Annotated in this window: 11 protein-coding genes; 5 read left to right on the top strand and 6 right to left on the bottom strand. The window is 68.9% G+C overall.

The genetic code is table 11. The annotated features are described in order from the left end of the window. Window positions 1-20 precede the first annotated feature (20 nt). The 4 genes from AC04MD_RS13160 to aceB form a co-directional block, all read right to left on the bottom strand. On the bottom strand, window positions 21-497 hold the full coding sequence (locus AC04MD_RS13160) for a hypothetical protein (RefSeq protein ID WP_475497734.1): 477 nt from the start codon (window positions 495-497) through the stop codon (window positions 21-23). Window positions 498-553: 56 nt separating this feature from the next. Beyond that, on the bottom strand, window positions 554-1,021 hold the full coding sequence (locus AC04MD_RS13165; RefSeq protein ID WP_475497735.1) for a hypothetical protein: 468 nt from the start codon (window positions 1,019-1,021) through the stop codon (window positions 554-556). A gap of 114 nt (window positions 1,022-1,135) precedes the next feature. Next, a complete protein-coding gene (gene aceA / locus AC04MD_RS13170; protein ID WP_475497736.1) occupies window positions 1,136-2,470 on the bottom strand; it encodes an isocitrate lyase in 1,335 nt (444 codons plus the stop codon). 53 nt (window positions 2,471-2,523) lie between these two features. Next, entirely contained in the window at window positions 2,524-4,155 is a 1,632-nt protein-coding gene (gene aceB, locus AC04MD_RS13175; RefSeq protein ID WP_475497737.1) for a malate synthase A, read from the bottom strand. Between the two features lie 110 nt (window positions 4,156-4,265). On the opposite strand from aceB, the gene AC04MD_RS13180 reads away from it, so the two are divergent. The 3 genes from AC04MD_RS13180 (at window position 4,266) to AC04MD_RS13190 (ending at window position 6,378) form a co-directional block, all read left to right on the top strand. Next, window positions 4,266-5,234 (top strand): LysR family transcriptional regulator, encoded by a 969-nt coding sequence (locus AC04MD_RS13180; protein ID WP_475497738.1) that lies wholly within the window; start codon window positions 4,266-4,268, stop codon window positions 5,232-5,234. A gap of 12 nt (window positions 5,235-5,246) precedes the next feature. Then, complete coding sequence (locus tag AC04MD_RS13185) at window positions 5,247-5,957, top strand: AraC family transcriptional regulator (RefSeq protein WP_475497739.1); 711 nt, start codon at window positions 5,247-5,249, stop codon at window positions 5,955-5,957. A gap of 70 nt (window positions 5,958-6,027) precedes the next feature. Next, the gene (locus tag AC04MD_RS13190; protein ID WP_475497740.1) at window positions 6,028-6,378 is read left to right on the top strand and encodes a VOC family protein; all 351 of its coding nucleotides are present in this window, start codon (window positions 6,028-6,030) and stop codon (window positions 6,376-6,378) included. A gap of 1 nt (window position 6,379) precedes the next feature. Here the strand turns inward: AC04MD_RS13190 and AC04MD_RS13195 are convergent, their stop codons facing one another. Beyond that, window positions 6,380-7,375, bottom strand: a complete 996-nt coding sequence (locus tag AC04MD_RS13195) for an alpha/beta hydrolase family protein (protein ID WP_475497741.1) — start codon at window positions 7,373-7,375, stop codon at window positions 6,380-6,382. 82 nt (window positions 7,376-7,457) lie between these two features. Beyond that, complete coding sequence (locus AC04MD_RS13200; RefSeq protein WP_475497742.1) at window positions 7,458-7,736, bottom strand: hypothetical protein; 279 nt, start codon at window positions 7,734-7,736, stop codon at window positions 7,458-7,460. Between the two features lie 158 nt (window positions 7,737-7,894). Here AC04MD_RS13200 and AC04MD_RS13205 point away from each other — a divergent pair, with 158 nt between their 5' ends. Next, window positions 7,895-8,710: a CHAD domain-containing protein gene (locus AC04MD_RS13205; protein WP_475497743.1), complete on the top strand. Its 816-nt coding sequence runs from the start codon at window positions 7,895-7,897 to the stop codon at window positions 8,708-8,710. A 225-nt stretch (window positions 8,711-8,935) separates the two neighbouring features. Further along, window positions 8,936-11,629, top strand: a complete 2,694-nt coding sequence (locus tag AC04MD_RS13210) for a bifunctional diguanylate cyclase/phosphodiesterase (RefSeq protein ID WP_475497744.1) — start codon at window positions 8,936-8,938, stop codon at window positions 11,627-11,629. Window positions 11,630-11,632: the final 3 nt, after the last annotated feature.

Raw genomic sequence — 11,632 nt, forward strand, 5'->3', positions numbered from 1 at the left:
CAGCGGGACAGCATCGCCTGTTACGGGCCCAGCTTTTCCGGTTCCCGGCAGGTCAGGCCGCAGGCTGGCCGCTCTTCCATCAGTTTCTCCGCAGCCTGCCGCGCCTGTCGCAACTCGGCGACGGTGCGGCAGACCCGCGTGGGCCGGTTGCTGCCCACCTGCTTGATGCGCTCGCACACCAGACGTTCGTCTTCGGCACGGGTGATTCCGGCATTGATGGCTTCCAGCGCATTGATCGCGGCCATCCTGTCGTCCATCGCCAGTTCGTCCAGCGACTGCCGGCCTTTCGTCAACGCGAGAAAGCGGTCCTGCTGGACCGCCAGCGCCTGGCGTTCCGCCACGCTGAGATCCTTGAAGCGTCCCTGGCCGGCGAGCGCCTCCTGCCTCAACTGCGTCTGCTGAGCGTGGATCTCGGGCAACGAGCCGGCCGTGCGCGTGTTGGCCAACAGCGTGGCCGGCAGGCACAGCGAGAGGACGAGAACGAATCGAATCAACATGGCGATCTCCGTGGACATCCGATGATCGAACCGCGGCGCGCCGGACGCGCCGGGGCCTAGTTGCTCCTGCAGCCGGCGCCACACATGACCTTCTGTTCCATGGTCTTCTCGGCTTCTTCGCGTTCTTTCCGCCGCTCGGCCACCGTCTTGCAGATGCGGGTCGGACGGTTGCTGCCGACCAGCTTCACCCGCTCGCAGACCAGGCGCTCGTCTTCCACGCGGGTGATCGCGGCCTTGATCCATTCCAGTGTGTTGATCGCCGTGGTCTGGTCATCGCGCGCCAGGTCGTCCAGCGTGCGCTTGCCTTCGATCAGGGTGATCAGCTGGTTCTGCTTCTGGATCAGCGCCTGGCGATCGGACTCACTGATGTCCTTAAACGGACCCGCCTTGTCCATCGCCTGCTGCCGGTACGAGACCTGTTCCCTGTGGATCTCGCCCAGGTCGGCCGTGGTGTTGCCGTTGGCGGATGCGGCGGCCGAGGCCCCGAGCATCCATGCCGTGAAGAGGATGACGCCTGCGCGCATGCCAACTGCTCCCTGCTGTCGTGGATGTAATGGAACTTACCCACGGCCGGGCTGCGTGTCGAGTGCCGCCGGTCAGCCGGGAGCGACGAGCCGTCGCCCCCGGCATGCGGCCTGTCAGGCCGCCTTTTCCTTCTCGTAGAACTGCTCTTCCTCGGTCGACCCTTTCAGCGCAGTGACGCTGGAGCTGCCGCCCTGGATGACGGTGGTGACGTCATCGAAGTAGCCGGCGCCCACTTCCTGCTGGTGCGAGACGAAGGTGTAGCCCTTCTCGCGCGCCGCGAACTCGGCTTCCTGCACCTGCTCGACGTAGTGCTTCATGCCTTCACCGCGGGCGTAATCGTGGGCGAACTTGAAGGTGTTGAACCAGTTGATGTGGATGCCGGCCAGGGTGATGAACTGGTACTTGTAGCCCAGCGCCGACAGCTCGTCCTGGAAGCGGGCAATCTGCGCGTCGTCCAGGTTCTTCTTCCAGTTGAAACTGGGCGAGCAGTTGTACGACAGCAGCTTGCCCGGGTGCTTGGCATGCACGGCCTGCGCGAACTCGCGGGCGAAGCCGATGTCCGGTGTGCCGGTCTCGCACCACACCAGGTCGGCGTAAGGCGCATACGCGACGCCGCGGCTGATCGCCTGCTCCAGGCCGTTCTTCACACGGTAGAAGCCTTCCGGCGTGCGCTGGCCGGTGACGAAGGGCTGGTCGTTGGCGTCGAAATCCGAGGTCAGCAGGTTGGCGGCTTCGGCGTCGGTGCGCGCCAGCACGATGGTCGGCACGCCCAGCACATCGGCGGCCAGGCGCGCGGCCTGCAGCTTCTGCACGGCTTCCTGCGTGGGCACCAGCACCTTGCCGCCCATGTGGCCGCACTTCTTCACCGCGGCCAGCTGGTCTTCGAAGTGCACGCCGGCGGCGCCGGCGATGATCATGTTCTTCATCAGCTCGTAGGCGTTCAGCACGCCGCCGAAGCCGGCCTCGCCATCGGCGACGATCGGCAGGAAGAAGTCGATCGCATCCTTCTCGTCGGCCTTGCCGTCGCAGAGGTTCTTCCACTGGATCTCGTCGGCGCGCTGGAAGGTGTTGTTGATGCGGCGGACCATGGTCGGCACCGAGTCGTACGCGTACAGCGACTGGTCCGGATACATGGTCTCGGAGGTGTTGCCGTCGGCGGCGACCTGCCAGCCCGACAGGTAGACGGCTTCCAGGCCCGCCTTGGCCTGCTGCATGGCCTGGCCGGCGCTGATCGCACCGAAGGCGTTGACGTAGCCCTTCTTCGCTTCGCCGTTGACGAGCTTCCACAGCTTTTCCGCGCCGCGCTTGGCCAGGGTGTGCTCCGGCTGCAGGCTGCCGCGCAGGCGGACCACGTCCGCGGCGGCGTAGTCGCGCTTCACGCCGGTCCAGCGCGGATTGCAGTCCCAGTCTTGCTGGATGGCGTCGATCTGCTGTTGCTTGGTGCTCATGGCGGGCTCTCGTTCGTCGTGGGGCGTCGTGGTGGGGGTGATCAGTCGATGCGTCAGTCGATGCGGTCGTACGCGGGCAGGGTCAGGAAGTCGGCCAGCTCGTCGGCGCGGCTCAGGTGGTCGAGCAGGGCGATGGCTTCGGAGATGCGGTCGCCGCCCGGCAGTCGCGAGTGGTCGCCCAGCTTCGCGGGCAGTGCGGCCAGCGTGCGCTGCAGCAGCGCATAGTCGATCTGCGTGCCGTCGCACAGATGCACGCCCGGCGTGTGCAGCCACTGCCAGATCTGCGTGCGCGAGATCTCGGCGGTGGCGGCGTCCTCCATCAGCCAGTGGATCGGCACGCAGCCGTTGCCGTCGAGCCACGCGGCCAGGTAGCGCACGCAGACTTCGACGTTGCCTTCGAAACCGGCGCGCGTGATGGTGCCGGTGGACGGACGGATCAGGTCGTCGCGCGTGACCGCCACGTCCTCGCGCAGCACGCCGCGCTGGTTGGTCTGCGGCATGTGCTCGTCGAAGATCGCCTTCGCCACCGGAATCAGTGCCGGATGCGCGACCCAGGTGCCATCGTGGCCGGCGGTGACTTCGCGCAGCTTGTCGGCGCGCACGCGGGCCAGCGCCTGTTCGTTCGCGGCTTCGTCGTTGTTGATCGGGATCTGCGCGGCCATGCCGCCCATCGCATGCGCGCCGCGGCGGTGGCAGGTCTGGATCAGCAGTTCCGAATAGGCCTTCAGGAACGGCTGCGTCATCGTCACCTGGCCACGCTCCGGCAGCACCTTGTCGGCGTGGCGACGGAAGGTCTTCAGGTAGGAAAAGATGTAGTCCCAGCGACCGCAGTTCAGGCCGACGATGCGCTCGCGCAGCGCGTGCAGGATCTCGTGCATCTCGAACACGGCCGGCAGCGTCTCGATCAGCACGGTGACCTTCATCTGCCCGTGCGGCAGGCCCAGCGCCGCCTCGATGTGCGACAGCGCGGTTTCCCACAGCGCCGCCTCTTCCATGCTCTGCAGCTTGGGCAAGTAGAAGTACGGACCCCGGTCCTTCGCCTGCAGCGCGCGGGCGTTGTGCCAGGCGAACACGGCGACGTCGAACAGGCCGCCGGCGATCGGCGCGCCGTCGATCAGCACGTGCTTCTCGTCCAGGTGCCAGCCGCGCGGCCGCACCAGCAGCACCGCCTGCTCGTCCTGCGGCTTCAGCGCGTACTGCTTGCCGGTGTCGGAGGTGAAGCTCAGGTCGCCGGCCACCGCGCCGATCAGCGCCCGCTGGCCGGTCAGCAGGTTCTGCCAGGTCGGCGAGGTCGAGTCCTCGAAGTCCGCCATGAACACCTTCGCGCCGGAGTTCAGCGCGTTGATGACCATCTTCGGGTCGACCGGGCCGGTGATCTCCACGCGTCGGTCCTGCAGCGCGTTCGGCACCGGGGCCACCGTCCAGTCGCCGTCGCGGATGGCGCGGGTGTCGTCGCGGAAGTCGGGCAGGCCGCCGGCGTCGAAGCAGGCCTGGCGCTCGCGGCGGGCCCGCAGCCGGGCCTGGCGTTCGGGCTCGATCGCACGATGCAGCGAGACGAGCAGCGCCAGTGCGCCCGGCGGCAGCAGTGCGTCCTGGTCCACCAGGCTGGCGGTCAGGGCGATGCCGGGAGTGGGACGGTCGGCGCGTGCATCGCGCGGCGGCAGGGCGAAAGCGGGAGCGGACATGGGGGTCTCCTGGCGACTTGCTGGAGACGCACAGTGCTCCCGGCTCGAATTATTTGACAAAACAGTTTTGTCAATGCATTAAATAAGTTCACCTTATATTTGACTAGACCGTGAGCTCTAAAGAAGCGCCAACTCCGCGATTTCCTTACAAATCCGATCGCCTGAAGCCGCTGCGTGCCTTCTGCCAGACGGTGCGACTGGGGTCGGTATCGCGGGCAGCGGAGGCGCTTTTCGTCAGCCAACCGGCCATCACCCTTCAGCTGCAGGCGCTGGAACGGGACCTGGGGGTCACCCTGTTCGAGCGCAGCGGGCGCCGGCTGACCCCCAGCCGGGAGGGCCAGGTGCTGTATGAACTGGCCCAGCCGCTGGTCGCCGGCCTGGACGGACTGGACGCGACTTTCCGCGAGAAGGTCAGTGGGCTGGAGGCCGGCGAACTGAACGTCGCCGCCAACAGTTCGACCATCCTCTACCTGCTGCCGAAGATCGTGGAGCACTTCCGCCAGCAGCACCCGGACGTGAAGCTGACCCTGCACAACGCCGCCACCGCCGACGGCACCGACCTGCTGCGTTCGGACGCGGTGGACCTGGCGGTGGGCTCGGTGCTCGACGTGCCGGCCGACCTCAGCTACGCGCCGGTGTACCGCTTCGAACCGATGCTGATCACGCCGCCGGAGCATCCGCTGGCGAAGAAGCGCGACCTGCGCCTGGAGGACCTGGCGCCGTACGGCCTGATCCTGCCGCCGAAGCGGCTGATCACCTACCGCCTGGTCGACCTGGTGTTCCAGCAGGCGCGCGTGCCTTACACCGTCGCGCTGGAGGTTGGCGGTTGGGAGGTGATCAAGCAGTACGTCAGCATGGGCATGGGCATTTCGATCATCGCCTCGATCTGCCTGACCGACAGCGACCGCGACCGGCTGGCGGCGCGTTCGCTGGCGCAATGGTTCCCGTCGCGCAGCTACGGCGTGGTGGTGCGCAAGGGCAAGTTCCTGTCGCCGCAGGCGCGCGCCTTCATCGAACTGATCCAGCCCCATCTTTTCGAGCGCCGCGATTACGATGAGAGCGGACACTCCGAGCGCTGACGTCGTGCCTGCATGAGCGGCCGTTACCGACAACACGACCTTGCCCCTGGCCAGCCGCTGCTATGTCGCTGGGACTATGTGCATGGCGTGCAGGCGACGCCTGCACTGGTGCTGCCGGACGCCTGCGTCGACCTGCTGTGGGACGGCACGCGGTTGAGTATCGCGGGTCCCGACACGCGCGCGCAGTACGCCAGCATCTCCCCTGGCCAGCGGGTGCAGGGGCTACGCTTCGCGCCCGCGGTGGCCGCCCACTGGCTGGGCGTGCCGCTGCATGTCCTCGCCGACCAGCGCGTGGAGCTGCGCGATCTCGGTAGTCCGCGCCTGAGCGCGCTGGTCGATCGCATGGCGGAGCGCGAGGGCGATGCGATGGCCTGGTTCGCCGAGCGGATCCTGGTCGACGCGCCGCCTCGCGACCGTGCGATGCAGGCAGTGCATGCGCGACTCTCGTGCTCGCAGCCCGAGTCGGTCGCGCAGCTCGCGCGAGATCTCGGCCTCACCGAACGCACGTTGTTGCGCCGGTGCGGCGACGCGTTCGGTTACGGACCGAAGCTGCTGGCCCGCATCCTGCGGCTGCAGCGATTCCTGCAATCAACGCACGCCTCCGCCAGCGTCGTGGACGCAGCGCTCGACGCCGGCTACTACGACGCCGCCCAGCTCGCCGGCGATACGCGACGCCTCACCGGCCTGACGCCGACACAGCTGCTGGCGCAGGTCGCGCGCTGACTGTCCGATTTCGCCAAGACAGGGCCGATGGACTCGCGCAGACTGTCGGCCTCTTCCACGGACACCTGCCATGAGCGCCGCCGAACAGCACCACCGCATCGACTACATCGAGTTCAACGTCGCCTCGATCGCCGCCTCGAAAGCCTTCTACGGCGACGCATTCGGCTGGACATTCCAGGACTACGGCCCGGACTACTGCGAATTCCGCGACGGCCGCCTGACCGGCGGGTTCGCGCATGGCGCGCCGCAGCCGGGCGGCGCGCTGGTCGTGCTGTATTCGAGCGCGCTGGAAGACAGCCTGGCGCAGGTGGAGAACGCCGGCGGCCGCATCAGCAAGCCGATCTTCGCCTTCCCCGGCGGACGCCGCTTCCAGTTCACCGATCCCGACGGTTACGAACTCGCCGTCTGGTCGACGACCTGAGTCAGCGCGCGTCGTAGCGGGTGAGCAGCGCGCGGTGGCCCGACTGCCACTGCGCGAGCTCCGCGGATGAGCCGCCGTAGGCCGTGTCGATGAAGGCCAGCGACAAGGACTCGGTCGCCTGCTTGACCTGCTCGCTGACCTCGCGCGAATCGAAGTAGCGATGGTCGGTGAACACGTTGTGGGTGCCGTGGCGATACACCGCCAGCACCTTGTGCGCGCCGCCGATGGCGTCGAACACCTTCAGCCGGTCGTCCACGCCCGAGCCGAAACCGGGGATACGGATGATGTCATCGGCGGTGGTGACGTGCAGCGTGGGGATGGTGATGCCGGCGAGGATCGGACGGAAATCGTCGTCGCCGTAGAACGGCGGCGCGGAGATCACGATGGCAGCACTGAAACGCGGATCGTGCAGGTCGATCGTCTTCCCGTCCCGCACCACCCGTGCACCGGCGGCCATCAGTGTGGTGTTGGCGCCGTAGGAATGGCCGGCGGCGACGATGCGCGCACGATCGACGTGCTGGCCCCACTCGCCGGCCAGCACCCGGTCGAGCGCGAAGCGCTGGTCGCGCACGCGCGCCACGGCCTCTTCGTCGCTGGCGGCATGCTGGAAGCGCGACACCAGCTCGAACGGATTGCCCTGCCACAGCGCGCGATCGCTGCCGACGTGCTGCACATGGAGGCTGGCGATGCCGTGCTTCGCCCAGTAGCGACCTAGGTAGGTATAGCCGTCGCGCGCACTGCCGATGCCGTGCGAGAACACCACCAGCGGCACCTTGCCCGTGTGCGCCGCCTCCGGCCAGAACAGCTTCACCGGCACCACGCGGCCGCGCGTCGGATCCACCCAGTCCAGGTCCTGCACGCGGTAACCCGCCTGCATCTCGATACCGGCATCGCTGTCCACGCGCACGTGCGACGACGCCACCAGCATCGGCGCCAGCAACAGCAGGGACAGCAGGACCGCCACGCGGCGGCGGCGGAGAACGGCAGCAAGGTTCATCGACAACACATCCGGGACAGGGAACCCCACGCGCCCGACGGCGCATGGACACGACAACACGGGTGCCGCGCGGACGCAGCGCCTACTTCTTCTTCGGACGACCGGCCTTGACCGGCGCCAGCGCATCCAGCGCCTTCGCCAGCGCCTGCGGCGACAACGCCGACAGCGCCTGCAGGCCGGCCCTCAGCAACTCGCTCTTCTTCGCCGGGCGCTGCACCTGCAACGCGCGGCTCTTCAGTACGCCGACCAGAGCGAAATCGTCGGCCGGCATGGTGAAGCTGTCGCGGACCAGCTTGGCCGGCGCGGCATCTGCGGCCACGTCGGCACCGCCGGCTTCGCGCGTCTTGCGGGACTTGGCCACGGCACATCCTGAAATCGTATAAACGATTTATACCTTTTCGTAGGGGCGCCGCCAAGTCGGGGCAAATCCGACCAGCGGCAGGCATTCAGGCGGGACGGCATGCCTGGGGCAGCGGCGACCGGCCGTAGACTGTCGCCTTCCCGCCGTGGTGGTCCCCCATGTGCCCTCGCGCCGCATCCTCACGTACCGGCGAACGTGCCGCCGCGCTCGCGGCCGGCGATGCACGCACGCTGGCATCGGCGCTGGCGATCGCGCCCGCCGATCCAACGGGCGTGCACGAAGCGCGCAAGAGCGTCCGCCGCCTGCGCTCGCTGTTGGCACTGGGCCGGCGCGCACTGGGCAAGAACGCGGTCGACCCGATCGACCACGAACTGCGGGCACTGGCGAAGGACCTTTCCGTGCTGCGCGACGGGCAGGTGGTGCAGGACACCGCCCGCCAACTGGCGAGCGATGCCGACGATGCCGAGGAAGCCGCCAGCTGGGAGGCGTTGTTGCCGCTGCTGGACGCGCGGCAGCAGCGGCGACTCGCCGATGCGCTGCGCGATGACCCCGCCTTCATGCGCCGGCAGGCACAGGCGCACCGACTGGCCGAACAGTTGCAGCAGCTGCCCTGGCACCGGCTCCGCGGCAGCGACCTGGGCGACGCGCTCGCGCGCTCGGTGCGGCGGCAGGCCCGGGCCCAGGCGACCGCGCTCGCGTCGGGCAGCGTCGACGACCTGCATGCGTGGCGGCGTCGGTCGCGAAGGCTGCGCATGCAACTGGGCGCGTTGCGCAAGCTGCACGTGCGACCGCGTATCGGGCACCCCATCACCGGCGTGCGGCATGTCGCCAGGCTGGTCGACCAGTTGGGCCTCCTGCAGGACCTGGCGCTGCTGACCAAGGCACTGGACGCGCTGGAGCACGCCCCTCCTCGCGCCCGGTCCGCGACACTCCGGCGCGCCAGGACCACCTCCCCCATCCACCCCCTGGCATAAACCCGGTCCACGCGGCGCCCGCCGCCGCGACCTGCGTCAAGAGCGCCACCCAGGGGCCGATAGTGACACTGACGGTCTCTCCGGCCGGTGCCGGGACGCCTCCGGCGCGGCGGTGAGGCCGTGGATCCGGTGTTCCGTCACGCGGCCGGTCTGGCACGAAGCCTGCTTCCCTCCCGGGTCGGCTCCGGTCGGATCGACCTCCCATCACGCAGGATCAAGGCCCAGGTGAGTTCCACCCCCGCCCTTTCAGGCGATGCCACGGCATCGTCGGCAACCGCCTCCCGCCGCGCCGGCCTGCCGCCGCTGGCGTGGGCCGCCGCTGTCCTGCTGCTGGGGCTGGCATGCACCTCGATCGTGGCCTACCGCGAATGGCGCGACCTGCAGCAGCGCGCGGAAGCATCACGCCACGCCCTGGCCGATGCCGGCGCATCCCAGCTGCGCGTACCGCTCGAGCAGGCTGCGTCCATGCTGCGCGCCATGCAGACCGTCTTCCTGGCCAACGACCAGATGGACCAGGCGCGCTTCAGCCAGTACCACGCCAGCCTGCGCAGCCCGCTCGCGCCGGGCGCCTACACCTCCGTGGCCTTCGCGCGCCGCCTGCCGGTGGGCGAGCCGCTGGCCGACCATGTGTCGTACCGCTACGAATTCGTCGCACCCTACCAGGCGAACGCGTCGCTGGTCGGCTTCGACATGGTGCGGCAGAAGCCCAACCTGGCCGCCCTGCTGCGCGCCCGCGACACCGATACGGTCGTGATCTCGGCGCCGTTCGCGCTGCGCCAGACCACGCCGACCGGGCAGAACCCGCTGGGCGTGACGCTGCGGCTGCCGGTGTACTCGGACGGCCCGACGCCGGGCACGCCGAACCAGCGACGCGCGCGCGAGATCGGCGCGCTGGCCATCGGCATCCGCCTGCAGCCGCTGGTCGAAACGGCGATGGCCGGCGCAGTGCTGGACGGCTTCCGCGTGCGGCTGTACGACGCCGCCGACGATGCGCATCCGTTCTACGACTCCGCCGCGACCGTGGCGGCGGGACTGCCCGCACAGGTGCGCAGGCTGGACTTCGGCGGCCGCCAGTGGCGCCTCGAGATGCGGCCGCGCCCCCAGCCGCTGGACAGCGGACGCCTGCAGGCGATCCTGGCCGGGGGCAGCGTGATCAGCCTGCTGCTGGCCGCGCTCGCGTGGTCGCTGACCACCACGCGGCGGCGCGCGGTGGCGCTGGGCCAGCAGATGAGCCAGCGCTACCGCGAGAGCGAACTGCGTTTCCGCGCACTCAACGAACTGCTGCCCGCGCTGGTCCTGCTCGCCGACGCCCGCGATGGCCGCATCGCCTACGTCAACCAGGCCGCGCGCCTGCGCCTGGGCGACACCACCGGTCTGCCGCTGTCCACGCTGTTCTCGGATCCGCAGCTGCAGGCGCGCGCACGCGACGCGGCGGCGATCGGCAACGACTGGGGCAACCTGGAGGCCGTCCTGCTGAGCCCGGACGGTGGCGCGTTCTGGGCAAGCGCATCGATCGCGCAGGTCGACATGGACGGCACCGCGCACTTGCTGATGGTGGCGACGGACATCTCCGAGCAGCGCGAGCTGACCGAACGCCTCAGCTACCAGGCCACGCACGACGCACTGACCGAACTGTGCAACCGGCGCGAGTTCGAACGCCGCGTCGAAGAGGCGCTGAGCGAACGCAAGGGCCGCGCGGTCTGCGACCCCTGCGCGTTGCTGTACATCGACCTGGACCAGTTCAAGCTGATCAACGACGTCTCCGGCCACATGGCCGGCGACCAGCTGCTCGCCCAGCTCGCGCTGGCGATGCGCCAGCAGTTGCGTGGCGGCGATGTGCTCGCGCGCCTGGGCGGCGACGAATTCGGCCTGATGGCTTTCCACGTGGATGCCGAAGGCGCGCGCGCGTTGGCCGAACGGCTGCGCGAGCGCATCGAGGCGCTCATGTTCGTCTGGCAGGACCGAACCTATACGGTCAGCGCGAGCATCGGCGTGGTCGTGGTCGACCAGCAGGAACCGACGCTGAAGGACCTGCTGGCGTGGGCGGATACCGCCTGCTACCTGGCCAAGGAGAACGGCCGCAACCGCGTGCACATGTACCGCGAGGACAACGAGACCACGCGCCGGCACGGCGAGATGGAATGGGCCAACCGCCTGCGCTGGGCGATGGAACAGGACCGCCTGCTGTTGGACTACCAGGAGATCGTCCCGCTCGACGGTCGCGACAACGCCACCAGCATCGAACTGCTGCTGCGGCTGCGCGACGAGGACGGCGGCATCGTGCTGCCGGGCGCATTCCTGCCCGCTGCCGAACGCTACGGCCTGATGCCGGCGATCGACCGCTGGGTGATCCGCAACGCGCTCGCCCATTTCGCCGAGCTGCACCACGCGGGCATGCGCCTGGGTACCTGCGCGATCAACCTGTCCGGCGCCAGCATCGAGGACGAGGGCCTGGCCGACTTCATCCTCGCCCGCATCACCGAGTACGCGGTGCCGCCGCACGCGCTGTGCTTCGAGATCACCGAGACCGTCGCCGTGCGCAACCTGCTGAAGGTGGTCGGCGTGATCGAACGCCTGCGCCGCGTCGGCTGCCGCATCGCGCTGGACGATTTCGGCGCCGGCATGTCGTCCTTCGGCTACCTGAAGAACCTGCCAGCGGACCTGATCAAGATCGACGGCAGCTTCATCCGCGACCTCGAGACCGACCCGATGAGCCGCACCATCGTCAGCGCCATCGCGCAGATCGGCCACCAGCGTGGCCTGAAGGTGGTCGCCGAATGGGTGGCCAGCCCGAAGATCTGCGACGCGCTGCGTTCGCTGGGCGTGGACTACGGCCAGGGCTATGCGCTGCACCGCCCCGAGCGCGTGCTGTTCCAGCGCGAGGAACCACCGCCGCGCCGGCTGGCCGTGGTGCGCTGAGGC

It is taken from the genome of Pseudoxanthomonas sp. LjRoot206, assembly GCF_056175725.1.

Excerpts from the sequence above, each read along its gene's own strand:
- AC04MD_RS13160 (WP_475497734.1), bottom strand. The coding sequence starts at position 497 with ATGTTGATTCGATTCGTTCTCGTCCTCTCGCTGTGCCTGCCGGCCACG.
- AC04MD_RS13165 (WP_475497735.1), bottom strand. The coding sequence starts at position 1,021 with ATGCGCGCAGGCGTCATCCTCTTCACGGCATGGATGCTCGGGGCCTCG.
- aceA (WP_475497736.1), bottom strand. The coding sequence starts at position 2,470 with ATGAGCACCAAGCAACAGCAGATCGACGCCATCCAGCAAGACTGGGAC.
- aceB (WP_475497737.1), bottom strand. The coding sequence starts at position 4,155 with ATGTCCGCTCCCGCTTTCGCCCTGCCGCCGCGCGATGCACGCGCCGAC.
- AC04MD_RS13185 (WP_475497739.1), top strand. The coding sequence starts at position 5,247 with ATGAGCGGCCGTTACCGACAACACGACCTTGCCCCTGGCCAGCCGCTG.
- AC04MD_RS13190 (WP_475497740.1), top strand. The coding sequence starts at position 6,028 with ATGAGCGCCGCCGAACAGCACCACCGCATCGACTACATCGAGTTCAAC.
- AC04MD_RS13195 (WP_475497741.1), bottom strand. The coding sequence starts at position 7,375 with ATGAACCTTGCTGCCGTTCTCCGCCGCCGCCGCGTGGCGGTCCTGCTG.
- AC04MD_RS13205 (WP_475497743.1), top strand. The coding sequence starts at position 7,895 with ATGTGCCCTCGCGCCGCATCCTCACGTACCGGCGAACGTGCCGCCGCG.